The following is a 26,360-nucleotide window of genomic DNA, read 5'->3' on the forward strand; positions in this document are numbered from 1 at the left end:
TTATAGTATTCAAGTAGCGCTTAGATGAAAATGAAGGCTATTAAAAATATTTACAACATTAGCGGTATTTTAATGTCATTTGTTTTGGGATTAAGAGCTATAATTTTTCCAAATTAGAGATTTGATCAATTGGTATTTTATAGTGAATAAATAATTACATTTGTACGAAATCTAGGTAACTAACATTTTAATAACCTTCATTTTTTAAGTTTGAATCTTAAATTTTGTATAGATTTTATAAGGAATTTCTTTACAGAAAGAGGTAAGATGGATTTTATATTATAGATAGTTTTGATAACCTACAAAGCATAAAAAATACCTAGATTCTGTTTTTACAAAATCTAGGTATTGAAATTATGGATTTAAAATTTTTATTTAGCTAAAGCCTTCATTTCTTCTTTTTGCTTTAGATTCTCGATTATAACAGCACAAGATGCATCTCCTGTTACATTTACTGCTGTTCTTAACATATCAAATATTCTATCTAATCCAAATAACAGAGGAAGACCTTCTACAGGTATATTAGCAGCAAGTAAAACTGCAACAACTAATAAAGAAGGACCAGGTACACCTGCTTGACCGATAGAACCAACCGTTGCTGTAAGGATTATAGCTACATATGATGCCATAGTAAGCTCTATTCCAAAATATTGAGCAAAGAATACTGCTACAAGAGCATAGTATATAGAGTTACCATCCATGTTTATAGTGGCTCCAAGTGGAAGCACGAAAGAAGTTACTTCTTTAGATACTCCAAGCTCATCTTCGCAAGTCTCCGTAGTTATAGGAAGAGTTCCCATAGAAGAAGCTGAAGAAAAAGCTACTGAAAAAGGCTTCATAACCTTTTTTATAAATAAAGATGGAGAAATCTTAGAAAGCATTCCTACCATTACTGGATAAAATACAAACGTATGAACAGCAAGAGCTACTATATAAACTCCGAACAACTTAAATATAGGTTTTAAAGAGTCGAATCCAAATGTAGCTATTGAATAAACCATAAGAGCAAACACTCCAATTGGAGCAAATAATAATACTTTATTTATAACCCAAATAAGTGCGTCTGTTATACAATCAAATACTTTTAATATAAATTCCTTTTTTTCATCATTGAGGCTAGATATACCGAATCCTAGAAATAAACTGAAAAATAGTATTTGAAGCATATTTCCATCTACAAGTGCTTTTACAGGGTTGGTTGGTATTATTCCTTTAATAGTTTCCCAAAAACCAGGTAAATTCCCTTTATCAGCATATTCATTAGAAAACATTGTCGCTATAGAGTTATCAACACCTACTCCGGGTTGAGTTAAATTACCTATTATTAAAGCTAGTACAACTGCAAATGCTGTTGTAAACATATAATAAGCAAATGTAGCTCCTCCTATTTTACCGGCAGATTTAGTGTTTCCAATGGATGCAGCACCTGATATTATAGATGTTGCAACTAAAGGTATAACAACCATTTTAAGAAGTTGCATAAATATATCTCCTAGGTTAGAGCAAATATTTGATGCAAAAAAGATTCCGACATTAGTCTTATAAATAAAATATCCAACTAATATTCCAAGTATCATAGAAATAATTATCATTAGTCCTAAGTTTTCACATAACGATTTAGATTTTTTCATGAAAGTTTCTCCTTTTTAAAAATATTATTACAATCATTGCAATTAACTTTTTTAAGTATAACACAACATAAACTTAATTTAAATAAGAAAAAAATTAAAAAACTAATTAAATTAAAGGGAATGTTGTGTTTAATGTAAAAAAAAAGATACAAAATGTATCTTTTTTCTAATCGTTATTTCGTTTATAACTATTATGAACTTTTTCATAAAGGTTTACATTCATATATTTTAAACTTTCTAGATACTTTACAACATTTCCTAGATAAGGAAGGTTCTCGCCTAAATAATTTTTTTCTATCTTAATTCTTTCCTGATTTATAGGACATGATTCTATATGTTCTTGTCCGCAGTTTTTACATTTAGTTAGAACTTTTGCTAGCTTTAATTCGTAATATCTATCTTTTTGTATTATATTTGATCTAAAAATAAGAAGTATCAATGATATTAGTATTACAAAATATGAGGCTATACTCAGTGGTTTTATATATACAGATGGAAGATAAGTATATAAACCAACTGTACCGAAGAACATAAATACAAAAGCTGCTATTATTTTCATGGTTACTTCAGGTATTTTTTTACCTAGTAATTTTCCAACGAGTATGCCAAGACCACCAGTTACTATCATACCAGTTACAGTTCCAAATAAAACTAATAAAGGATAATTAGAGTTAGCTCCAAGGGTCATAGCTGTAAGTTGAGTTTTATCTCCAAGTTCTCCAATAAAAAAAGCAAAAGCTACAGTTAATATAGGTCCGTACTTGGAATTTATATCTTCATCATCATCATCTTCAATATCAATTTTTAAAGACCATAAACCAAATAATATGAATAACAAAGATGCAAACAGTTGAACCTGTCCAATGGGAACAAATTTACTTATATAACTGCCAAGTGCTATAGCTAGTCCATGATTAAAAAAAGCTCCTATAAAAATTCCTATAAGTACATATAATGGTTTGAATTTTGATGCAAATGCAAGAGCTAGAAGTTGAGTTTTATCTCCCATTTCGGCCAATGTTATTAAAACAAAAGCTTTAATAAATTCATTCAAAAAAATTCCTCCTTAGTAAACGGTTAAATGTATAATATAATAAAGTGAACATCTCTATTATTATATTATATAAAAAAATATATACAACCTCTTCTTATAAAGTGAAACTTAATTCAAATAGAGTTTTTACTCAAGTTGAATTTTTAGCTTTCTGATAAATAAAAAATTAATAAATTATTGGAGTGATATACATGAATTATTATACAGGATTTTTTATAGATGAACCTATAGGAAATAATATCTTTTCGCACAAAGACAGAACACAAAAGAATATATACGTTGCACCATTAAAAAATGGAACATTAGATGACGTAAAAATAGGAAATAATATAGCATTTTGTGAAATTGAGTTTGATAAAGAAATAAAGACTCTAGGACTTGAAAATTTTATTGAATACGATTTTAATGGGAAAGATATATATGTATTTGATAATCACAATCATGCATTTTATTTTTGGATAAAATCATTAAAAAATAAAAAGTTTAAAAAAGGAATAAAGCTAATTCATATAGACCAACATAAAGATATGAGAGATCCTGAAGAATATATAAACAATATAGACAGTATGGAGGAAGTCTTTAATTATACCAACTTCAAACTCAATGTTGGGAATTTTATAAAACCTGCCTTAAATACAGGAATATTCTCTGAAGTATTTATAATGGATAGCTTAAGTAGTTTTAGTGAAGAAATAAATGAAGAAATAGTTCTAGATATAGATTTGGATATATTTTCAAAAGATATGGATTACATAGACTATGACTTGAAAATATCTAAAATAAGAGAATTAATAAATAAATCAAATGTAATAACTATAGCTACAAGTCCATTTTTTATAAATCAAGAGTATGCAATAAATGTATTAAAAGATATATTTGAAATTTGATTGAAATTAAAAATATATTTGATATAATTAATATTTAGGTAATTTATTAATTAAGGAGGAACAATTATGAGTTTATTCGAAAAATGGCAGCAATTAGCTGAGAATCATAAAAGTGAAGAAGAGGAAGTTAAGTTTTGGGAAGAATACTTAAAATTAGAAGCTGGAGTATACGATAAAATTTTAAATGATAAAAATGATGTAATAAAAGGAAAAGTTTCTGATTTAGCTAAAGAATATGGAATTAGCGAAGAATACTTCATGGGATTTTTAGATGGAATAAGTGAAAGTATAAAAAATGAAATTGAATTAGAAAATTTAGAGTCGGACAGTGAAGTAACTGTAGAAATAGATTTTGAAAAACTATATTACAATATGAATGTAGTAGAAGCTCATTGGTTATATAACCTAGAGGGATGGAACGATATATTAACTGCAGAAAAAAGAAAAGAAATACAAAAGAAGTACAAGTCTTCTAAGACTGTAGTTAAAGAAGAAAAAATAGGAAGAAATGATGCTTGTCCATGTAACAGTGGTAAGAAATATAAGAAGTGTTGTGGAAAATAAGCCTAATATATAGGCTTATTTTTTTTATCCTCATACATCTTCTTATCTATAAGTTTAAAAAGATCATGTATGCATAAGTCTTCATTGAAGATAATCTCTTGCATACCTACTCCAAATGAAATAATATCTTTTAAAGATTTTCTTATTTCCTCTATTCTAATTTTAGCTGTATTAAAATCTACATTTTTTAGAAGTATTAAAAATTCATCTCCTCCATATCTTGCAAATAAATCATCTTTATGTATAAATGTTCTAACTGTATCTGAAAATATCTTTAATATATTGTTTCCCTCGTGATGCCCAAACGTATCGTTTATATATTTAAAGTCGTTTAGGTCTACAAGTATTAACACACACTTACAATTTATATCTATTTTATTGAATTTTTTTAAAAAGTATTTCATATTCATAGTTTTTGTCAAATGATCATAGTGTGCATTATGATTTAATTCATATAATAGATTTATAATATTTAAAGATTGATCCATTTGTGATTTTATAAAGTTTGCAAGCTTTAAATCACTCTTTGTAAAATATTTATATGATTCTAATGAATCTATATTTATTATACCTGAAAATTTATTATCGATATGAATTGGTATAGATAACGTTGATTTTATATCTAATAAACCCATATTAATCAATGTATTATATTTATCAAAATTTAGATGCGTATCATAGTGTTCTTGTGGATTATGTATTATAAATGGTTTTTCTAATTTTGATTTTTTGCAATAATAAAGCTCTTTCTTTTTGAAAGATACATTGCTTATTTTTTCGAAATTATATCCTATAACAGCTTTATATTCCACAATATCCTTGCATTCGTTATATACTAAAAAAGAAGCTTTTGATCCTTTTGTAATTATTTTTAATAACTCTGTTAATATAAATAGATATATCTCTTCTATATTGTTTGAAGAAAGAATATCTCTATTCATATCAAAGATAAAATTATTAATTTTATTAGTCTTTTTAAATATAGGCAACAACTTTATATTTCTATATATTACAATAATTATCAGTATAATTATAAAAAGTATAAATAAGGATTTCAATATCATATTTTCCCACCTTCTCAACAAAATGGTTCTTTAGAACTATTTTAACATATTTTACTATAAAATAGGTTGCATAAATTATTTTTAATATTCTATAATTATTGAATTTAATTTAAAATAAGATAAAAAAATGTTAATATATAGATATAATAAGAATAAAACATAAAATTGGGGGTAATATTATGTACAAATTAAAGTTTATTCATGATGATGATTTGACTGTTAAAGAGTTTGAAACAAAGCAGGAATTAGACTTTTATATAAATCAAAACAGTATAAAAAAAATTTGGCATCAAATAGAAAAAATAAGTAGAGTTATACCAAACTTAAAAGACGATAAACGACAAGGAGAGTAAAAATGTTTAAAAAGCTTAATAATATAAAATTTAAAATACTTACAATTCCATTAATAATTATGTTTATAATAATATCAATCATATCTTTTATAAATATAGGTATATCCAAAACAAGGCTGATAGACCAAATGGAGCTTGATGGAATTAATCTAGCAAATCAAATATTTAATCAAATTCAAAACAATGAACAATCTATAAAAATTATAAATGGAAATATAGAAAATGATATAAGAAATTTAGGATATTTTTTATCAGATAATTATTCATCTATAAATAATGATTATTTAATTAATATAGCAAATACATTTAAAGTAGATGAAATAAATATAACAGATTCTAATGGTGATATAATATATTCTAATCTTGAAAGTAGTATGGGAGCTCATTTTGGAGAGGATCATATATCATCCACTGTACAATATGGAAACGATAGTGAGTTTATGGAGAACATAAGAAAATCAAGAGAGACGGATGATTATTATAAATATGGGTATGTAAAAATGCCTAATGGAGGTATGATACAGGTAGGGATACTTGCAAATAAAGTAGAGGACCTAGAAAGAAGTCTTAGTATACAGAGTTTATTAGATGAACTTGCTAATGAAGAGAACATAGAATCTGTGTTTTTAGTGGATAAAAATTATACTATAACAAGCTCTTCTAACAAAGAGGATATAGGAACTATAACAAAAAGTGAAAAATTAAGATTAGCTATAGATAATCAAGAAATTTATTCTAGTAAATATCACGATAATGATTTAAATAGGGATGTATACGATATACTAGTGCCTATGTATAAAGATGATGTCAATATAGGGTCTTTAGATATATCTATATCTATGGATAATATCAACAAGGCTATAGCTTCAAATGTAAGGATGTCTATAATTGTTGGAATAATAGCATTTGTAATATCATCTATAATATTTTACACTATTTCAAATAATATATTAAATGTTATAAAAAATCTGGTTGAGTCATCTAAAAGAGTAGCTAGAGGTGAACTTGTGGATGACATAGACATAAAAACGAATGATGAGACTGGAGTACTATGCCATAACTTTAAAGACATGATAAAGAGTCTTAAATCGATAGTAGACAATGTAAAAGCTCAAGCATCTAGTACAGATGATATGTCTAATCATTTGACGGGAATATCAAAGGAAATGACTTTAGGTATTGAAAGCATAGTTTTATCTATACAAAATATAGCTGACGGAACAACATCTCAGTCATATGGTCTTGATAATATAAATGAAATACTTAATAATTTTACATACAAACTTACATGTATAATAGATGATATAAAGGATGTTGATTCTAATTCAAAAGAGATAAGTTCAACTATAAGTGATAGTAGTGAAAATGTAGAAAAGGTTATATCTTCAGTCGAGAATGTTATAATAGTATTCGAAGAGTTAATAGAAAAAATAACTATAGTTGGTCAAGATATAAATGAGATAAATAAAATAACTTCATTAATAAATAAAATAGCAGATCAGACTAATTTATTAGCTCTTAATGCATCTATTGAGGCAGCAAGAGCTGGAGAACAGGGAAGAGGATTTGCAGTTGTAGCTGATGAAATAAGAAAGCTTGCAGAGCAAACCAAGGATTCATCTCAAAATATAAATGAATTAATACAGACAATATCAGGTGCAACTGAAAGTATGGTACAGACTAGCGGTATAGTTAACACTGAACTTTCAAATCAAAAAACAGATATAGATATAGCTATGAGTTCATTTAATAAAACTATTTTAGGTATAAATGATATAATCCCTAAAATAGATGAAATAAATAGATCTGCTACAAGCCTTAATAATGAAAAAAATATTATACTTGAAAAAATAGAAGAAGCATCTTCTATTGCACAAGAAATATCAGCATCAACACAGGAAATATCAGCATCCTCAGAGCAAATGAGTGAGTCTGTAAGTCAAGTTTCATCTATGGCTAGCGATTTGACTGATATGACTAAAAATATGAGTGATTATATAAATGAGTTTAAATAGATAAAAATAGACTGTATCTAAAGATACAGTCTGTTTTTTATATATTAAGGTATTATAAATTTTTTGTTTTTTGCATAACTTATTAAAAAAGCTACACTTGCAACTATTTTTGAGCAACGGAGCCTGTAAGGATCGTTGGCGACATGAGTCACCGCGTTAGGGAGTAGACGAATTTTTTATTTATCTAATTTAGAAAGTTCTACAGCTAGTTTTGCTGCAACTTTTGCGTTATTGTAAACTAACTCAATGTTAGAATCCAAGCTCTTTCCACCAGTCAGGGCTTTAACTTTTCCAAGTAAGAAAGGAGTACACTCTTTTCCTTTTATTCCTTTCTCATCAGCTTCTTTTAAAGCATCTTCTATAGCATTAGTTATAGTGTCGCAATCCATTTCAAATTCTTCTGGTATAGGATTTGATACTACAACTCCTCCATCTAAGTTTAAATCCCACTTAGATTTTAGAGCTAAAGCTAATTCAGCTTCACTATCTACTTTGTAGTCAACATTGAATCCACTTTTTCTAGTATAGAAAGCTGGGAATTCTTGAGTTTTGTAACCTACAACTGGAACACCGTTAGTTTCTAGGTACTCTAGAGTTAAACCGATATCTAGTATTGATTTACAACCAGCACATACTACTGCAACATTAGTGTGTGCAAGTTCTTGAAGATCAGCAGATATATCAAAAGTTTGCTGTGCTCCTCTGTGTACTCCACCGATTCCACCTGTTGCAAATACTTTTATTCCAGCAAGTGCTGCTATGATCATAGTAGATGCAACTGTTGTTGCTCCATCTAATTTTTTAGCTACTATGAATGGTAAGTCTCTTCTACTAGCCTTTAATACAGAATCACTTTTACCTAGATACTCAAGCTCTTCAGGGTTAAGTCCAACTTTTAATTCTCCATTAAGGATTGCTATTGTAGCAGGTATTGCTCCGTTTTCTCTTATTATAGATTCAACAGTTTTAGCCATTTCTATGTTTTGAGGATAAGGCATACCGTGAGATATTATAGTAGACTCAAGAGCAACTACTGGAGTTCCCTCATCTAATGCTTTTTTTACTTCTGGATTTATTTTCAAATATTTTTCTAACATAATTTCATCTCCCTTAAAGTTTTTTCTATATTTTGAGTTGACATATTTGGATTTATTGTATTTTGATGAGATAGAGCAAGTATAGATGCACTCATCGCAAATTTAGCACTATAAGTTAAATCGTATTTATTAATATGGCTATAAACAAGTCCTGCTATAAATGCATCGCCTGCCCCTGTAGCATTAACTACATCTACTTTTGGATTTTTTACAATACTAGATTCTTGTTCATTTGCACAAAATACTCCATCTTTGCCAAGGCTTATAAATATTCTTTTAACTCCTTTATCTAAGAAATATTTAGCACATTTATCAAGATCATCTTCTGTATTGATTTTTATACCTGAAAGTGATTCAGCCTCATATTTATTAGGTTTTATAGTGTGGAACATTCCTATAAGATCCTTGACTTTCTCACTTTTTTTAGTTGAAACTGTATCTAGGAAAAAATCTACTTCCTTAAAGTTTGATAATAGATACTCAATTACATCTTTTGGCATGTTAGTATCTATAACACCTACTTTAGAATTTTTTATTATATTTGATTTTTGTTTTATAAAATCTATGGTTATTTTATCGAATATATCCATAGAAGCTATAGCTACTTTCATATCACCGCTTTCATCTAATATAGATAGATAAGTTGATGTTGCATAATCAGTAGATATTAAACAGTTTTCCATGTCGATTCCAACTAATTTACTTTCTTTTAATATCTTTTCACCATAGATATCATTTCCAAGAGCTGATATTAATTTTGTATCTACATCCATCTTAACAAGATTCTCTGCTATATTACGACCTACTCCACCTAGAGATATCTTCATTTGACCTGGATTTGAATCATTCAAAATTAAGTTTTCATTTGGAAAACCTTGAAGGTCTATATTAGTTCCTCCTATTACGGTTACATAATCTTCGTTTTTTAGTATATAGCCTTTTCCTTTTATATATCCTTTTTTACTTAAATTGGTTATATGGACAGCTACAGAAGATCTAGTTATTCCAAAATAATCAGCAATTTCCTGTTGAGATATCAACGGATTGTTTCGTATAAATTCTAAAATTTCTTTTTCTCTACTAGTCAAATTAATCACCAAGCTTCTGTTTAGATTATAAACTTTTGTTTACAGAAAGTATAACATACTATTTTTATTTTTTCAATAATAAATTTAAATATACTTGTACCAAAAAAGACTTCTCTTTAGAGAAGTCTTTTTTGGCTATATAACAGCACTTATGCCAAGTATGGCTATAATCATAACGATTACTATAAACATAAATTTTAGAACGAATTTAAGCCAAGTATTATAAGGAACTCTCGCTATAGCAAGTCCTCCCATAACAACTGCACTTGTCGGAGTTAATAAGTTAACTGTACCAGATGCAGATTGATAAGCTGTTATAACTATATCTCTTGAAACACCAGCAAAGTCACCAAGAGGAGCCATTATAGGCATTGAAAGTGTAGCAAGGCCTGATGTTGAAGGTATTAAGAATGACATAGGTATATAGAATAAATAAGTAAGAACAGCAAATACAGATGAACCTAGACCAGATAGAGCATGTTCTCCCAGACTTAATACTGTATCTGTAATATTACCAGCGTTCATAATTACTGTTATACCACGAGACAATCCAACTATTAATGCTACTCCTAAAAGGTCTCTAGCTCCAGCTACGAATGATGATATTAATTCATCTTCATCCATACCATAGACAAGACCTATTATAATAGCAAATACTAAAAATAAAGATGTTAATTCGCCAAACCACCATCCAAAAGTTGGTATAGCAGTGATGCCTATATCAGAAAACGGTATAACACCGTATATCATTATAGCAAAAGTTAAGCAAAATAAACCAAGAACAAGCTTTCTTTTACCATTAAGTTCTGGAAATTCATTTTCATTATTTTGAGAAAGGAAATGTTTTTTGTTATCTTCATACATATTGTAAACTAGAGATTTTGAAGGATCAGCTTTAACTTTAGCTGCATATCTCATTACGTATATTATAGCTACTATTTCACCTATAACTAACATAAAGAATCTAAGTCCTATACCAGTACCTAAAGATATACCAGCAAAACCAGATGCTATTCCTGTTGCGAAAGGGTTTACAGTAGATCCTAAAACTCCCATTCCAGCTCCTAAAAGTATTACTCCAACAGCAGTTAATGTATCGTATCCAGCAGCTATAAATACAGGGATAAGAAGGGGATAAAATGCTATAGTTTCCTCTGCCATACCGAAGCTTGTGCCTCCAAGTCCAAATAGTACCATTAAAAATGGAATCATAATCTTCTCTCTACCTTGTAGTTTGTGAACTATTCGTGCTATACCAGCATCTATAGCTCCTGTTTTCATTACAACTCCTAAAAATCCTCCTATTATAATGACGAATAGAGCGACATCTACAGCTCCGTAAAAACCGTTAATAGGAGATAAAACAACATCTTTGAGCCTCTGAGGTGTAGGATCAACTAAGTGATATGAATCAGGTATTGGAGTTTTTTCTGGAGTATAATCATATTTACCAGCTGGAACAATCCAAGTTAGCAATGCTACAAATATTATTATTGCAAATAATATTGTGTAAGCACTTGGCATTTTAAATTTTTTCATAAAGATAACCTCCTTGTAGTCAAATTATTTGCTATTTTGTTAGTTCGTATACGGCTTTAGCGTATATTTTAGTTGATTTGATTAAATCTTCTATTTCTATATATTCATTTGCTTGATGCTCAACCTTAGGTCTGTTAGGAAATACTGCTCCAAATGCTACACAATTATCAATAGCTCTTGCATAAGTAGCTCCTCCAGAAGATAGAGGAGTAGAATCAAGACCTGTTTCTTCTTCATAAACTTTTTGTAATGTTTTTATTAGAAAGTGATCTGCTGGAATATATATTGATTTTAGATAATCGTATTCTTCGTACTCTAAGTTATAATTAGATAGCTTCTCTTTTAAAGCATTTACTACTGTTTCTTTTTTAACTGTAACTGGAATTCTTATATCAAGTCCTATCTGTTCTATATTTTCATCTATATTTATTTTACCTAGATTTAATGTGAGTTTTCCAGAAGCTTCGTCTTCACAGTTAGAAAGTATATTGTCTCCGTTATAAGTTTCTCCTATTATATTTGCAATAAATTCTATTGAGTTAGATTTTACGCCTATATTATTTAGGGCTATACACAATCTAGAAATGGCATTTATTCCGTAGTGAGGGTTACAAGCATGAGACGCTTTTCCGATAACTGTTAATGAATTTGAATTAGATGTATATTCGAAGTTTAAGTTATCAAGTTCTTTAGATAATTCATTTAGTTTATCACCGGAATATGTTATTCTATCTGGAACAGCATTATATGCATTTCCTCCACTTAATTTTAGATTGGATGAATTTGAACATTTTATATTAGCTTGTAATAGTCCTTTTTCTGCATTTATCATAGGAAATATAGAATCAGGTGTAAAACCATAAGAAGGTATTTCTTCATTTTCTACGTATTTAGAAATTCCGCCCCAAAGATTTTCCTCATCTGTACCGAATATAAATCTTATTCTTTTATTAAATTTAATATCTAGATTCATAAGTGCTTTAACTGCATATATAGCGGCTATTGTAGGGCCTTTATCGTCTTGAGTTCCTCTTCCATATAATTTATTATCTTCTATTACAGCACCATAAGGATCATGTTTCCAATCATGTATTTCTCCTTCTGGGACAACGTCAAGATGACCAAGTATACCTAGCATTTCATCTCCTTGGCCTATTTCTGCATATCCATAATATCCATCTTTATAATATGTTTTAAATCCTAAAGATTCACATAATGCTAAAGTCTTTCTTAGTGCATTATCGATATTTTCTCCAAATGGAAATTTATCCGTACTATCAGATATTACACTAGGTATTTTAATTATTTCTTGTATAGATTCAATTAAATTGTCTTTAATATTTTCGACACTTAAATCTATATTCATAAAAATCATCTCCTTTTATTATATGATTTTGCTCATTTATGTAAATTTATATACTTAAATGAAATTCCGTTAATAATAGTATATGAATTTTATTATGTTAAATCAAATACAAAGTTCAAATTTGGAAAATAAAATAGAAAAATATGTATAACCAGCAATGATTAAGACGGTTGTAATTAAATATGATGTAGAAAAATGTCGTTACAAACAAATGAAAATCAAATAAATTCGACAATGAAATGCGTCGAATTATAGAAAAAGATAACGAATGAAAATTAAAACGAAAAAACAATAAAAAAAATAATTGACATTACCAATGAATGGAAACTATACTAAAAACATACATATAATTTATGTTTTATATATTTAAAATTTAGATTAGGGAGGAGAAGGGGGATGCCAAAGGAAAATATTTTGAATATATATTCTGAAATTGGAAAGTTAAAAAAAGTTCTTTTACATAGACCTGGTAAAGAAATTGAAAATTTAACTCCTGACTTAATGGATAGATTGCTATTTGATGATATTCCATATTTGGAGGTTGCGAGGCAGGAGCATGATACATTTGCAAATATACTTAGATCAAATGATGTTGAGGTACTCTATTTAGAGGATATGGCAGCTGAATCTATCAAGGACTTTGGAATAAAAGAGGCTTTTGTAGATGAATTTATAAAAGAAGCTAATATAGACAGTAGTAAGAAAAGAGAGCTTGTTAAAGAGTATATTTTAGGATTTTCAAATGAAAGAGATATGATAGATAAAATGATGGAGGGTGTTAGAAAAGAAGAAATAAGAGATTATAAAAAGACTTCGTTAATAGATATTGTAGGTTCTAATTATCCGTTCATAGTAGATCCAATGCCGAATTTATACTTTACAAGAGACCCATTTGCAACTATAGGACAGGGAATATCTTTAAATCATATGAGAACAGTAACAAGAAATAGAGAAACTTTATTTGCTAAGTATATATTTAAATATCATCCTGAATATAAAGATAAAAATATACCTATATGGTTTGATAGACACAATAATACATCTATAGAAGGTGGAGATGAACTTATATTAAACGATAAGGTTATAGCCATTGGCATATCTGAGAGAACAGATGCCTATTCTATAGAGTCTATAGCTAAAAATATATTTGAAAAAGATGAAAAGTTTGAAGTGGTCCTTGCTTTTGATATACCAAAAAAAAGAGCTTTTATGCACCTTGATACTGTATTTACAATGGTAGACTACAATAAATTCACTATACATCCTGAAATAGAAGGCCCTTTAACTGTATATTCAATAACCAGAGGAGATAAAGATTTAAAACTTGATATTAAAAAAGAGACTATGTGTCTTAGTGATATTCTAAAAAAATATTTAGCGGTTGATGAAGTCGCTTTAATAAGATGTGGTGCAGGAAATATGATAGATGCTGGAAGAGAGCAATGGAATGATGGATCTAATACTTTGGCAATTGCCCCTGGTGAGGTAATTGTTTATTCTAGAAATCATGTCACTAATAGATTACTTGAGAAAAATGGAATTAAACTACACGTTATGCCATCTTCAGAATTATCAAGAGGTAGAGGTGGTCCAAGATGTATGTCTATGCCACTTGTTAGAGAAAACTTAAGATAAATGGGAGGTTTTTTAAATGCCAGTAAATTTAAAAGGAAGAAACTTTATAACATTAAAGGATTTTACACCAAATGAAATCAGATATATGTTGGATTTATCTATGGATTTAAAAAATAAAAAAAGAGCAGGAATAAAGGGGAATCTACTAGAGGGTAAAAATATTGTTTTATTATTTGAAAAAACATCTACTAGAACAAGATGTGCATTTGAGGTTGCTGGTTTTGATGAAGGTGCTAATGTAACATTTTTAACGAATTCTCAAATGGGAAAAAAAGAATCTATAGAAGATACAGCTAAGGTTTTAGGAAGGTATTATGATGGAATTGAGTTTAGAGGATTTAAACAAGAAACTGTTGATTGTTTAGCAAAGCATGCAGGAGTTAGTGTATGGAATGGTCTTACTGATTTATATCATCCTACTCAAATACTTGCAGATTTTTTAACTGTAAAAGAGCATGTAAATAAAAGCTTTAATAAAATCAAGTTTGTATATGTTGGAGATGCTAGAAATAATATGGGGAACTCTCTTATGATAGGTGCAGCTAAAATGGGAATGGAATTCGTTGCGCTTGCACCAAAAGAGCTATGGCCGTCTAAAGAATTAGTAGATGAGATGAATGAAGTTGCTAAAGAGACAGGAGCCGTAATTAAGCTTAGTGAAAATGTTGATGATGTTAAAGGTGCTGATGTAATTTATACAGATGTTTGGGTTTCTATGGGAGAAGAAGATCAGTTTGAGCAGAGGATAAAATTATTAACTCCGTATCAAGTTAATATGGATATGATGAATAAAACTCAAAATGAGGATGTTATATTCCTTCATTGTCTGCCTTCATTCCATGATCAAAATACTGTAGTTGGAAAAGAAATATATGAAAAATTCGGTCTTGAGTCGATGGAAGTTACAGATGAAGTATTTAGGTCTAAGTATTCTAAGGTGTTTGATGAGGCTGAAAATAGAATGCATACTATAAAGGCTGTTATGGTTGCAACTATAGGAAACCTATAATAAGGAGGATTTATTTATGAGTAACAAAATCGTTGTTGCGCTTGGAGGAAATGCTCTTGGAAAAAATCCTAAAGAACAATTAGAATTAGTTAAAGAAACGGCAAAGCCTATAGTTGATTTAATACAGGAAGGAAATAATGTTATTGTAGCTCATGGAAATGGTCCTCAGGTTGGTATGATAAATTTGGCTATGCCTGATATGCCTTTTCCTGAATGTGGAGCTATGAGTCAGGGATATATAGGTTATCATCTTCAAAATGCAATTAGGGAAGAGTTTTTGAATAGAAATATGAATATTTCTGTATCGACAGTAATAACTCAGGTTATAGTGGATAGAGATGATAAAGCGTTTAGTAATCCTACTAAACCTATAGGAGCTTTTTATAATGAGAATGAGGCTAAAAAACTTGAAGAAGAAAAAGGATATGATATGAAAGAAGATGCAGGTAGAGGGTATAGAAGAGTGGTTCCATCACCTATACCTGTAGATATTGCAGAAAAGGAGACTGTTAAAACATTAGTTGATAATGGACATGTAGTTATAACTGTTGGAGGCGGAGGAATACCTGTTATAGAGGATAATAATTCTTTAATAGGAGTCCCTGCTGTTATAGATAAAGATTTTGCAAGTGAGAAAATTGCAGAGATATTAGATGCTGATTATCTTATAATTCTTACGGCTGTAGAAAAGGTAGCTATAAACTTTGGCAAGGAAAATGAAGAACTGCTAGATAAAATAAATATTGATGATGCATATAAATATATAGATGAAGGTCATTTCGCACCTGGATCTATGCTTCCTAAGGTTAAGGCTGCTATAAAGTTTGCAGAGTCTAAGGAAGGAAGAAAGTCTCTTATAACATCTCTTGAAAAAGCAGGTGATGGAATACAAGGTAAAACAGGTACATTAATTGTAAGATAACAACTTTCTAATATAATTAAATCTCAATGTTCCCCATAGTGGGGAACATTATTTTTTTGCAAACATAAAATATAGTAATCCCACTAGGCAGGAGGAATAAGATGAAGATAGGAGATTTGGTTGTTAGAAAATCACATGGAAAAGATGTTTTATTTAGGATAATAGATATTTTAGAAAGTAAAAATAGAAAAAAACAAGTTGTTTTAAAAGGTATAGATTTTAGGCTTATGGCTGATTCATCTGTAGATGATTTGGAAATGGTAGGTCAAGAAAATTTCAGACAATATGTTTTTAGTAGACAAATAGAGAATTTGTTAACACGAGCTGTAAAAAATAGAAGTGATAGACAAAAAAAGTATTATAGGAATGGCTTTGGAAGACCTGGAAAGGTACTTCACCTAGATGGTGATGGTGAATATCTAAAAATATGCTTAGAAGCTTATAAAAAACTAGACATTGAAGCTGTAGGAAAGGTAGTTGCAGAATCAGATCAACATAAAGTAGTGGGAGAGCTTCTAAAAGAATATTCACCAGATATATTGGTTATTACAGGTCATGACTCTATACTAAATTCTAATAATAATATTAAAGATTTAAATAATTATAGAAATTCTAGAAATTTCGTAAAGGCAGTTTTGGAAGCTAGAAAATATGAAAATGCCATGGATGAACTTGTTATTTTTGCAGGAGCTTGTCAATCAAATTATGAGGCTATATTAAATGCAGGAGCAAATTTTGCAAGTTCTCCTAATAGAATATTAATACATTGCTTAGATCCTGTTTTGATAGTAGAAAAAATAGCATATACAAGGATTGATAAAGTAATGCCTCTTGAAGAGGTTTTTCAAAATACTATAACGGGAATAAAAGGCGTAGGTGGTTTTGAAACAAGGGGAAAGTACAGATCTGGATTGCCTAAATCTCTATATGAATAGAGGTGATACTGTGGATAGAAAATTTAGGAATCTTATAGCATATAAAGTATCTAAAAACATTCCACAAGAATTCCATATGCAGGCTATTATGTGTCAAGCTATTATAGAGAGAACTAATGTATTCAGAAATATATCGGATGGAAATTTTAAAAAAGAAGAATTTAATATAGAAGATATATACGATAAGGCACTTGAAGCTGTTGATAATACTCATAATTTAGTTATAATGTTTAATGATTCTCCAATTTGTGCATATTACCATGTCTGCTGTGGTGGAAGCACAGAAAATAGTGAGTATTTATTGAATACAAAAATAGATTATTTGAGAGGAATTACTTGTGAGGAGTGTATTATAAATAAGGAATCAGAGAATATAGTAGATGTGGATTTAGAAGAACTTGAATCAGCATTTAAATGTCATATGTCTCAAAATTTAATGAATGAATATTCTGTAAATAATATACTGAAAGTTTTAGGAAAAACTAATGGAAATAGAATAGAGAATATACTAGTTTTTAATGAAGAGGTCAAGGGAAGTGTATTTAGTGAAAACTTAAATTTAGATTCTTGTAGATTTGGGTTTAGACCTATAAAAATAAGATTCTATACAAAAGGGATAGGTCATGGATTGGGTCTTTGTCAATATGGGGCAAATGAAAAAGCAAAAAATAATTGGAACTATGAACAAATTTTGAATCATTATTATACAAATGTAAATTTATTGAAGATAGATGATTTTAATTTAGATTTACCTCTTAAAAATAAAAAAATATTTATAGATGCTGGTCATGGAGGCGAGGACTTAGGTTATACTAATGAATTGTTAACAGAAAAAGAAATTTCACTAAGAGTAACATTAAAGTTACAGGAAAAGTTAGAAAAAGCAGGTGCTTATGTATATTTATCCAGATCGATTGATGAATATATATCTTTAGATAAAAGAGTAGACATGATAAAAAAATCTAATCCTGACTTCTTGATTAGTATACATCTAAATAAGTCTAAATTTGAAGGAGTAAGTGGAGCAGAAGCTATATATTACTGGGGAGATATAAATGGAAAATCAATAGGAGAAAATATACTAAGTAATTTAAAAAATAACATGAATATAAAAAATAGAGGGGCAAAGGAAGGCAGGATATATATACTGAAAGAAAGTGGTTGTAATGGAGTGTATTGTGAATTAGGTTATATATCTAACCCCTTAGAAGCAGAACTTTTAGCTAAGGATGATTTTATTGATAATATAGCTGATAATATAGTATGTAGTATATTTGAGTATTATGAAAATAATATATTGACATAAAACATGAAAATAGATAAAATATAATTTTATATATTTGACATTAACGTTGAGATGTGATATTATGTAAACATACAATGGAGAAGAAGGTGATTTTTTGGCTACGAAACACACTTTGGATCAGATAAGAAAAGACATAGAAAAACATGTTGGAAAGAACGTAGTTCTAAGAGCTAACAAAGGCAGAAAAAAGATGATCGTTAAAAAAGGAATCTTAGAAAATACGTACCCTAGTATATTTGTTGTAAAAATAGATGATAGTAATTGTACTAGAGTATCTTATAGTTATTCGGATGTACTGACATCTACTGTTAAGCTTCAAATTTGCACAAAAGAAAATATGAGTGTATCTTAATTCCATCTAAAATAGGTGGAATTTTTTTTGATTTAGTTAAATATAATAATAATGTGATATTTGTATATATTTAACTAGGGGGGATAAGGATGGATTTAATAAAGGATATAATGAAGATAGACAATAGAAGTGATTTTGGAAGGTTTCAAACTTTCTTAGAATCTGAAATTTTAGTACCTGATACAAAGAATGATGTTTTTGAAATAGTAAAGACAGAGGCTTACATATCTTTAAAAAAGGAAGAATTGATGCAAGGTAAAATAATATTAAGAGGAGATTTAAATTATAATACTATTTATATAACTCAAGATAAACAGGTTACCAATTTAAGAGGAAAAATAGATATAAACGAAGCAATAGAAAAAGAAGATATCTCATCAGATATGAAGAGTATATTACTGAGCAATATAGAGCATATAGATTGTAGCATAATAAATGAAAGAAAGATAAAACTAGGATGTTTAATAAATATTACCGGTAGTTTATTTTCAAGGGAAAAAGTTGACATAATAAGAGATATAACTGGAATTGATGATATACAAACTATTAAAAAAGAAATATACTATGATGACATAATAGGAATTGAAAAATCAGATACAATAGTGAAAGAGATAATAAATCTGGGAGAAAATGAAGATATTAGTTGTGTATTGTCATTAAATCCAAAGATATTATTAAAGGAAACTAGATTATCAGATAACAAGGTTATATTAGGAGGAGTAGTTGAACTCAGCCCTATTGTTTTAAATAAAGAAGGAGAGATGAATAAGTTAAGATCTAATTCAGTAGAGTTTACACAGTTTATAGAAGTACCTGGAGCTATGCAAGGAATGAAAGAAGACTCTTATATGAATTTGACAGATTTTAAATTTAATTTGAAAGATGATGATTCAGGAAAAACTAATCTATTAGAAATAGATGCAACTGTTAGTACAAAAGTTAAAATATCAGAGAATAGAGTAAAAGAAACTCTTCAAGATGCGTATTGTCCATATAAAGATTTAAAGCTTGAAGATAAAATCTTTAATTTAAATAAAATAGTTAATTTTGGGGAAGATGATTTTATAATAAATGAGGTTATACAAAATGATAAAGATGACATAGAAATGAAAGAAATATTGAATGTAGATTCAAAGTTATTCATAACAGATACGTTTATAATAGAAGAAAAGGTAAACATAGAAGGTATAATTCATGTTGATATACTGTATACTCCTGAGGAAGGATTAAGACCTGTATATAGCATGAGTGAGGAAATACCATTCAAACAATCTCTAGATTTAAGTAATATTAATGATAGTATGAAGTCGTATTCAAATATATATATAGATAGCATAAGTTATAGCATACAAAAAAATGAAGTTGAATTAAAGATAAAAGGAAAAACTAGATTTGAAGTCGTAGAGGATTTAAAGAACTCATTTGTAATGAATGGAGAAATTATAGGAGATATAGATTCTTCATCAAGACCTAGTATAACTATATATATAGCAAAAGAAAATGATACTCTTTGGGATGTAGCAAAAAGATATAATACAACATCATTAGAGATAGCTCAAACTAATGATATGAATGAAGAAGATTCTTTAAAAGAGGGTCAATATTTAATAATAGAAAAGAAAGTAACATTAGATATATAAAGATAAAAAGTCCTAATATTATTTTGATATTGGGGCTTTTTATATACAAGGAAATTATATAATTTCTGACTTATGAATAACATTGATAAGTGAACTGAATTTACAACTATTTTGAGCAACGGAGCCTGAAGGACTCGTTGGCGACATGAGCTATGCGTTAGCATAAAGCGAATTTTTTATCTTTATATCAATTTAATTATAGTATAATATATAATAAAGCATTAAATCGATTTTTAAATCAATTAGGAGGAAGATATGAAAAGCTTGAATTTAAAATGTAGAGCGAAAATAAATTTATCCATAGATGTACTTGGTAAAAGAGAAGATAATTATCATTTAGTAGAAATGATTATGCAAACCATAGATTTATATGATAATGTAAATATAGAAGAAATAGATAGTGGTATAATTATAGAGAGTGATAATGAACATGTTCCTACTGATTCTAGCAATATAGCTTATAAGGCAGCTGATTTGATAAAGCAAAAATTTAATATAGATAAAGGTGTAAAAATAAGAATAAATAAAAACATACCTGTAGCTGCTGGATTAGCAGGAGGAAGCACCAATGCAGCTGCTGTTTTGGTTGGGATTAACAAAATGTGGGATTTAAAATTAACTCAAGATGAACTTATGGAACTTGGATTACAGCTTGGAGCAGATGTACCTTTTTGTATATTAGGAGGAGCTGCGATAGCTAGAGGAATAGGAGAAAAGTTAACTAGAATAAAAGGTCTAGGAAATGTTAAAATACTTATATGTAAGCCAGATATACTGGTTTCGACAAAATGGGTATATCAAAATCTAGATGCTAATGAGATATCTAAAAGACCTAATACAAAAAATATATTAAATAATCTTGAGGAAAATGATGTACAAGCTTTGGCTAATAATATGGTTAATGTACTTGAAAGTGTAACTGAAAATGAGTATATACAAATAAAAGAAATAAAGAAAAAAATGATTGAATACAATGCATTAGGATCTATGATGAGTGGAAGTGGGCCGACTGTATTTGGAATATTCAATAACTTAGAATATGCACAAATGGCAAAGAAAGAATTACAACAAGTATACAAACAAACATATTTGGTTAATACTTACAAGGGAGGAATTGAAATTGAAGGATAACTTAGAAAAATTAAAGTTAGAAAATTACAAACCTTTGAGGGATATAGTATTTGAATATTTAAGAGAATCAATATTAAAAGGAAAATTAGAGCCTGCACAAAGACTTATGGAGGTTCAATTAGCTGAACAGTTAGGGGTTAGTAGAACTCCAGTTAGGGAGGCTATCAGAAAATTAGAATTAGAGGGATTAGTAGTTATGCTTCCTAGAAAGGGAGCATATGTTGCCGATGTATCATTAAAAGATATAATAGAGGTTTTGGAAATAAGAGCAGCGTTAGAAGGACTTGCAGCATCTGTTGCAGCAGAGAGAATGACAGATGAAGATTTAGAAAAATTAGAACTTATATCTTATCAATTTAAGAAAAGCTTAGAAAATGGAGATATAGATATGATGGTTAAAAAGGATATAGAATTGCATGACCTTATATTCAATTCAACAAACAATCAAAAACTTATTCAAATAAATAACTCTTTAAGAGAGCAAGTTTATAGATTTAGAGTAACATATATATCTGATCATGATACTTCTAAGAACTTAGTGAAGGAACATGAAGATATAATAGAGGCTATATATAATAGAAATTCTAAAGAGGCTATGCAAAGGTCTACTGCACATATAGAAAATGCTCAAAATTTCATAATAGAGAAATCTAGAAGAAAGAATAGTGAAAAATAAAAGTCCTAAAATTTTAGGACTTTTATTTTTTTTTATGTATTTTAATTCGGTTTTAGGAAAAATTATATATAGATATACCAAATTATTATAGAAAGTTATATGAATTGGGAGTTATAGGAGTTGATAAGATGTATTTAAGCAGCTTGTTTTTAATAGTAGGTATATATATGCTGACGTGGGACTGTAATGTTTTGAAAAAAAAGAAGTTAAATAAAGAATACAATATATCTAAATTTATAGGAATAGTCTATATTATGATATCTTTTGCATACTTTATATATTACGTAAATAGGAGGTGACTACATGCAAGTTAAAAAAGATGAATATAAGCTTGAATATAAGCTCGATATTATAAATAAAACATTTAAAGATTGTGATGACTTAGTTATAAGAGAGATTGATGTTGGAGTTGAGAATGAGTGTAAAATGGCAATTGTCTACATAGACGGTATGACGGATAAGGCAATTATCAGTGAATTTGTTTTGAATAATTTAATGATTGCAGCTAGATTAGCTATGCCTAATGATATAAAGAATAATATAAAAGATTTAATAAAGAAAAAAACTATAGCAATAACTGAAATAAAAGAAATAAAAGAAATTGAAGAAAGTATTAACAATATACTCGCAGGAGAAACACTTTTGTTTATAGACAATGTCGAGGAATCCATACTATTATCCTCAAGAGGATGGCCAACTCGTTCAATATCAGAGCCTCAATCTGAGGTTGTAATAAGAGGTCCTAGAGAAGGATTTACTGAAACTTTGAAAGTAAATACATCTTTAGTTAGAAGAAGGATAAGAGATACAAATTTTAAAATAAAAAATCTATCATTAGGAGAAAAATCAAAAACTGATGTAGCTTTGTTATATATAGAAAATATAGTTAATAATAATGTTTTAGAAGAAGTTAAAAAAAGACTAGATGAAATAGATATAGATATAATTCAAGAAAGTGGAGATATAGAACAGTTAATAGAAGATAACTGTTATTCTTTATTTCCTCAAATACAATATACAGAAAGACCAGATGTAATATCGGCATCTTTATATGAAGGCAGAGTTGCAATATTAGTAGATAATACACCTTTTGCACTTATAGTTCCGGTTACACTAACTACATTCTTACAATCTCCTGATGATTATTATGAAAGATGGATAATATCTAGTTTTGTAAGAATCATAAGATTGATTGCAACAGGATTTTCTTTGTTCTTACCAGCGCTTTATATAGCTATAAGTTCTTATCATCCAGATATGTTACCAACAGACCTTGCGGTATACCTTGCAGCAACAAGACAAGGAGTTCCTTTTCCAGCTTTTACAGAGGCATTTATAATGGAGGCAACATTAGAGTTATTAAGAGAAGCTGGAGTTAGACTTCCAAGGGCTATAGGATCTACAATAGGTATTGTAGGTGGTCTTGTAATAGGTCAAGCTGCTGTTCAAGCTGGTATAGTAAGTCCTCTTATGGTAATCATAGTTGCTATAACTGCAATATCTTCTTTTGCAATACCTAGTTACAATATGGCAATAGGATTTAGAATATTTAGATTCGGATTTATGCTGATGGCGTCTATATTGGGTCTTTATGGAATAATATTAGCATTTTTAGTTATGCTAATAGATTTAGCGAATTTAAGAAGTTTTGGAATCCCTTATTTAGAACCATTATGTTCTGTTGGAGAAAACTTCAAAGACCTTAAAGATACGATTATAAGAGCTCCTATACCATCTATGAATACAAGACCAAAGATGTATACAAAAAGAAATAGTAATAGATTGGATGATAAAAGAAAAGAGATATTCGGGGAGGATGATATTAAAAAATGATTTCAACTAAAGAAAAAATAAGTACATCTCAGATGATAACACTTTTGATGAGCACAGTACTAGGTGTAGGTATTTTATCTTTGCCAAGAAACTTAGTAAGTCAAGTTAAAGGAGCAGGGTTTATAGTTATAATAATATCAACTATTATATGCATTTTATTTGGATACTGTATATATAAAGTTGTATATAGATTTCAAAATAAAAGTCTTATGCAGATAAGTTCAGATATTTTGACTAAACCCATTGCATACTTAATATGTATGTTGTTCGTAGCATACTATTTGATAAATATTAGTATGGTAACACGTATATTTGGAGAAGTTGTAAAAATGTATATGCTAAAGAAAACGCCTATAGAGGTAATAATAATATCTATGTTATTTGTATGTGCTTACGGTTCAAGAAAAGGAATAGAAGGTATAGCTAGGATATCTCAGATAATATTTTTCTTGATGATGATACCTATAATGTTCATATTTTTCTTTTCGCTTGAGAGTGCCGATTTCACTAATTTAATGCCTATTTTTGATATTGAATTATCAAAGATATTGCCAACTGTATTCTTAACTACTTTCGCATTTTCAGGATTTGAGACAATGCTTGTACTGGGTATTTTCATGAAAGATCCGAAAGATGGGTTTAAGATACAGTGGATATCATTGTCTGCAGTAGGAATTGGATCGATATTTTTTACAATAATAAGCGTAGCTGTATTTGGACAAGTTGAAACTACACACTTAATGTGGCCTACATTGACTATTGTAAAAGTCATAGATATACCTGGTGCATTTTTAGAAAATCTAGATGCGTTGATAATGGGAGCTTGGACATTAAATATATTTATAACAGTATGCATTTTCTTGTTTTGCACATCTTTAATAATGGGAGATATGCTTAATTGTAAAGAAATAAATTATTTTGATTATGCTATTGTCCCAATTGTATATATATTAGCCTTATATCCTGACAATTTAGCTCATATATATGATTTGTTGAAAAATAAATATACAGTCGGGTTACAATTGCTAGCTTTTGGAGGTATCCCTTTTATACTATTTTTATTTTCTAAATTTAGTAAGAAGGTGAAAAAAGTATGAAACAAAAATATACGATTTTAATTCTAACAATGATTATAAGTGCACTACTTACCGGATGTTGGGATAAGGTTGAAATAAATAACAGGGGGTTTGTAATAGGACTTGGAATAGATAAATTAAAAGACGATGAAAAGAAAAAGGAATCAAACGAAATAAGAGTATCATTTAAAATACCTAATGTTGCTCTTCTTGGAACAAAACAAACACCTACTAAGGAATCATCTTTTTATTGGGAAGCTGAAGGAGAGACGTTTGATACTGTAATAAATGAAATAGAAGCAAAATCTCCGTTTGACTTAGAATTATCTCACAACAAGGTAATAATACTAGGAAAGGAAATACTTCAAGATAAAAAGTTACTCAAGCAAATACTTGATGGAATAGATAGAAATAGATATTTTTCAAGAAAATTGTATCTGTTAGCATCAGACGAAGATGCTTCAGATATTATAGGGATTAAACCTAATGAACAACCTCTTGTAGGAGTATACTATGGAAATATATTAAATTCTGCGGTATCTAATGGGACAGTAATAGATGGGAGCTTGAATAAGATTATGCAGGAAATGCAAGAAAATAAAAGCATTGTATTTCCTCTTACTACTAAAACTTATAACAATAAGAGAATAGAAATTATTGGGGGAGTTGCGGTAAAGGATTTTGAACTTAAAGAAGAATTGAATGAACCAGAATGTAGATTTTTAAATATGATAACTCAAGATAATTACAATTTAATAGATATACATGTCGACTATAAAAGTGTACCTGTTTCTTATAAAATAACTAGTACTAAAAGCGAAATGAAGGTAACTGAAAAAAACAATAATTTGATGTTAGATTTATATATAGATACTGAAGGAGATATAACTCAGCATGAACTTGGAGTGAAAGGGCTTGTAGCTAATGATAAAGGTATAAAAGATGTAGAAAAATTATCTGAGGATAAGATAAAAGAAAATGTAAATCACCTGATATCTAAATTACAAAAAAATAGCCTAGATCTTATAAATGTAAAGAGTACATTGTATAAATATAACCAACCTTTATATAAAAAAGTTGATGAAGATTTTGATCAGTACTTTAAAAATATGAAAGTTAATGTACATGTAGAAAGTAAAATTAGAAGAATAGGTATAATAAGGTAAAGAAAGGACAAAATAAAGATA

The 26,360-nt window shown here is 28.7% G+C and carries 24 protein-coding genes; 17 read left to right on the forward strand and 7 right to left on the reverse strand.

Going from position 1 to position 26,360, the window contains the following annotated elements; translation table 11 throughout:
• Nucleotides 1-371 precede the first annotated feature (371 nt).
• On the reverse strand, nucleotides 372-1,631 hold the full coding sequence (locus WJW32_RS01020; protein ID WP_340253674.1) for a dicarboxylate/amino acid:cation symporter: 1,260 nt from the start codon (nucleotides 1,629-1,631) through the stop codon (nucleotides 372-374).
• A gap of 166 nt (nucleotides 1,632-1,797) precedes the next feature.
• Nucleotides 1,798-2,685, reverse strand: coding sequence for a TMEM165/GDT1 family protein (locus WJW32_RS01025; RefSeq protein ID WP_340253677.1), 888 nt, complete (start codon nucleotides 2,683-2,685; stop codon nucleotides 1,798-1,800).
• A gap of 191 nt (nucleotides 2,686-2,876) precedes the next feature.
• Here WJW32_RS01025 and WJW32_RS01030 point away from each other — a divergent pair, with 191 nt between their 5' ends.
• Together WJW32_RS01030 and WJW32_RS01035 are read left to right on the forward strand one after the other, a co-directional pair.
• Nucleotides 2,877-3,572 carry a UPF0489 family protein gene (locus WJW32_RS01030; RefSeq protein ID WP_340253680.1) on the forward strand — a complete coding sequence of 232 codons (696 nt, stop codon included), beginning with the start codon at nucleotides 2,877-2,879 and terminating at the stop codon, nucleotides 3,570-3,572.
• A gap of 66 nt (nucleotides 3,573-3,638) precedes the next feature.
• Nucleotides 3,639-4,136 carry an SEC-C metal-binding domain-containing protein gene (locus WJW32_RS01035; RefSeq protein ID WP_340253683.1) on the forward strand — a complete coding sequence of 166 codons (498 nt, stop codon included), beginning with the start codon at nucleotides 3,639-3,641 and terminating at the stop codon, nucleotides 4,134-4,136.
• A 2-nt stretch (nucleotides 4,137-4,138) separates the two neighbouring features.
• Here the strand turns inward: WJW32_RS01035 and WJW32_RS01040 are convergent, their stop codons facing one another.
• Nucleotides 4,139-5,200, reverse strand: coding sequence for a sensor domain-containing diguanylate cyclase (locus WJW32_RS01040; RefSeq protein ID WP_340253686.1), 1,062 nt, complete (start codon nucleotides 5,198-5,200; stop codon nucleotides 4,139-4,141).
• Between the two features lie 179 nt (nucleotides 5,201-5,379).
• On the opposite strand from WJW32_RS01040, the gene WJW32_RS01045 reads away from it, so the two are divergent.
• Both WJW32_RS01045 and WJW32_RS01050 read left to right on the forward strand, forming a co-directional pair.
• Nucleotides 5,380-5,553, forward strand: a complete 174-nt coding sequence (locus WJW32_RS01045; RefSeq protein WP_340253689.1) for a hypothetical protein — start codon at nucleotides 5,380-5,382, stop codon at nucleotides 5,551-5,553.
• A 2-nt stretch (nucleotides 5,554-5,555) separates the two neighbouring features.
• Nucleotides 5,556-7,568: a methyl-accepting chemotaxis protein gene (locus tag WJW32_RS01050; protein WP_340253692.1), complete on the forward strand. Its 2,013-nt coding sequence runs from the start codon at nucleotides 5,556-5,558 to the stop codon at nucleotides 7,566-7,568.
• A gap of 176 nt (nucleotides 7,569-7,744) precedes the next feature.
• Here the strand turns inward: WJW32_RS01050 and WJW32_RS01055 are convergent, their stop codons facing one another.
• The 4 genes from WJW32_RS01055 to pepV all read right to left on the reverse strand — a co-directional run bounded on the left by WJW32_RS01055 (nucleotide 7,745) and on the right by pepV (nucleotide 12,658).
• The gene (locus WJW32_RS01055; RefSeq protein ID WP_340253695.1) at nucleotides 7,745-8,665 is read right to left on the reverse strand and encodes a pseudouridine-5'-phosphate glycosidase; all 921 of its coding nucleotides are present in this window, start codon (nucleotides 8,663-8,665) and stop codon (nucleotides 7,745-7,747) included.
• Nucleotides 8,659-9,762, reverse strand: a complete 1,104-nt coding sequence (locus WJW32_RS01060; protein ID WP_340253696.1) for a PfkB family carbohydrate kinase — start codon at nucleotides 9,760-9,762, stop codon at nucleotides 8,659-8,661. Before WJW32_RS01060 ends, WJW32_RS01055 begins: the two co-directional genes overlap by 7 nt.
• Before the next feature lie 126 nt (nucleotides 9,763-9,888).
• Nucleotides 9,889-11,292 carry a YfcC family protein gene (locus tag WJW32_RS01065; protein WP_340253699.1) on the reverse strand — a complete coding sequence of 468 codons (1,404 nt, stop codon included), beginning with the start codon at nucleotides 11,290-11,292 and terminating at the stop codon, nucleotides 9,889-9,891.
• A gap of 31 nt (nucleotides 11,293-11,323) precedes the next feature.
• Entirely contained in the window at nucleotides 11,324-12,658 is a 1,335-nt protein-coding gene (gene pepV, locus WJW32_RS01070; RefSeq protein ID WP_340253702.1) for a dipeptidase PepV, read from the reverse strand.
• Between the two features lie 396 nt (nucleotides 12,659-13,054).
• Here pepV and arcA point away from each other — a divergent pair, with 396 nt between their 5' ends.
• The 13 genes from arcA (at nucleotide 13,055) to WJW32_RS01130 (ending at nucleotide 26,339) form a co-directional block, all read left to right on the forward strand.
• Complete coding sequence (arcA, locus tag WJW32_RS01075; protein ID WP_340253705.1) at nucleotides 13,055-14,293, forward strand: arginine deiminase; 1,239 nt, start codon at nucleotides 13,055-13,057, stop codon at nucleotides 14,291-14,293.
• A 16-nt stretch (nucleotides 14,294-14,309) separates the two neighbouring features.
• Entirely contained in the window at nucleotides 14,310-15,302 is a 993-nt protein-coding gene (argF, locus tag WJW32_RS01080; RefSeq protein ID WP_340253708.1) for an ornithine carbamoyltransferase, read from the forward strand.
• 16 nt (nucleotides 15,303-15,318) lie between these two features.
• Nucleotides 15,319-16,224 carry a carbamate kinase gene (gene arcC / locus WJW32_RS01085; protein WP_340253711.1) on the forward strand — a complete coding sequence of 302 codons (906 nt, stop codon included), beginning with the start codon at nucleotides 15,319-15,321 and terminating at the stop codon, nucleotides 16,222-16,224.
• 101 nt (nucleotides 16,225-16,325) lie between these two features.
• Entirely contained in the window at nucleotides 16,326-17,159 is an 834-nt protein-coding gene (yabG, locus tag WJW32_RS01090; RefSeq protein WP_340253714.1) for a sporulation peptidase YabG, read from the forward strand.
• Between the two features lie 10 nt (nucleotides 17,160-17,169).
• Entirely contained in the window at nucleotides 17,170-18,465 is a 1,296-nt protein-coding gene (locus WJW32_RS01095) for an N-acetylmuramoyl-L-alanine amidase (RefSeq protein ID WP_340253717.1), read from the forward strand.
• 94 nt (nucleotides 18,466-18,559) lie between these two features.
• Entirely contained in the window at nucleotides 18,560-18,817 is a 258-nt protein-coding gene (locus WJW32_RS01100) for a Veg family protein (protein ID WP_340253720.1), read from the forward strand.
• A gap of 89 nt (nucleotides 18,818-18,906) precedes the next feature.
• Nucleotides 18,907-20,457 (forward strand): DUF3794 and LysM peptidoglycan-binding domain-containing protein, encoded by a 1,551-nt coding sequence (locus WJW32_RS01105; RefSeq protein ID WP_340253723.1) that lies wholly within the window; start codon nucleotides 18,907-18,909, stop codon nucleotides 20,455-20,457.
• A gap of 255 nt (nucleotides 20,458-20,712) precedes the next feature.
• Complete coding sequence (gene ispE, locus WJW32_RS01110) at nucleotides 20,713-21,588, forward strand: 4-(cytidine 5'-diphospho)-2-C-methyl-D-erythritol kinase (RefSeq protein ID WP_340253726.1); 876 nt, start codon at nucleotides 20,713-20,715, stop codon at nucleotides 21,586-21,588.
• Nucleotides 21,578-22,264 (forward strand): GntR family transcriptional regulator, encoded by a 687-nt coding sequence (locus WJW32_RS01115; RefSeq protein ID WP_340253729.1) that lies wholly within the window; start codon nucleotides 21,578-21,580, stop codon nucleotides 22,262-22,264. Before ispE ends, WJW32_RS01115 begins: the two co-directional genes overlap by 11 nt.
• Nucleotides 22,265-22,392: 128 nt before the next feature.
• Entirely contained in the window at nucleotides 22,393-22,563 is a 171-nt protein-coding gene (locus WJW32_RS14860) for a CLC_0170 family protein (RefSeq protein WP_445330190.1), read from the forward strand.
• 4 nt (nucleotides 22,564-22,567) lie between these two features.
• Entirely contained in the window at nucleotides 22,568-24,097 is a 1,530-nt protein-coding gene (locus WJW32_RS01120; protein ID WP_340253732.1) for a spore germination protein, read from the forward strand.
• Nucleotides 24,094-25,194 (forward strand): GerAB/ArcD/ProY family transporter, encoded by a 1,101-nt coding sequence (locus tag WJW32_RS01125; protein ID WP_340253735.1) that lies wholly within the window; start codon nucleotides 24,094-24,096, stop codon nucleotides 25,192-25,194. The genes WJW32_RS01120 and WJW32_RS01125 overlap by 4 nt, the downstream gene beginning before the upstream one ends.
• On the forward strand, nucleotides 25,191-26,339 hold the full coding sequence (locus WJW32_RS01130) for a Ger(x)C family spore germination protein (RefSeq protein WP_340253738.1): 1,149 nt from the start codon (nucleotides 25,191-25,193) through the stop codon (nucleotides 26,337-26,339). The genes WJW32_RS01125 and WJW32_RS01130 overlap by 4 nt, the downstream gene beginning before the upstream one ends.
• The last annotated feature ends 21 nt before the right edge of the window (nucleotides 26,340-26,360 follow it).

This window comes from Tepidibacter sp. Z1-5, assembly GCF_037844525.1.
Taxonomy (GTDB): domain Bacteria; phylum Bacillota; class Clostridia; order Peptostreptococcales; family Peptostreptococcaceae; genus Tepidibacter_A.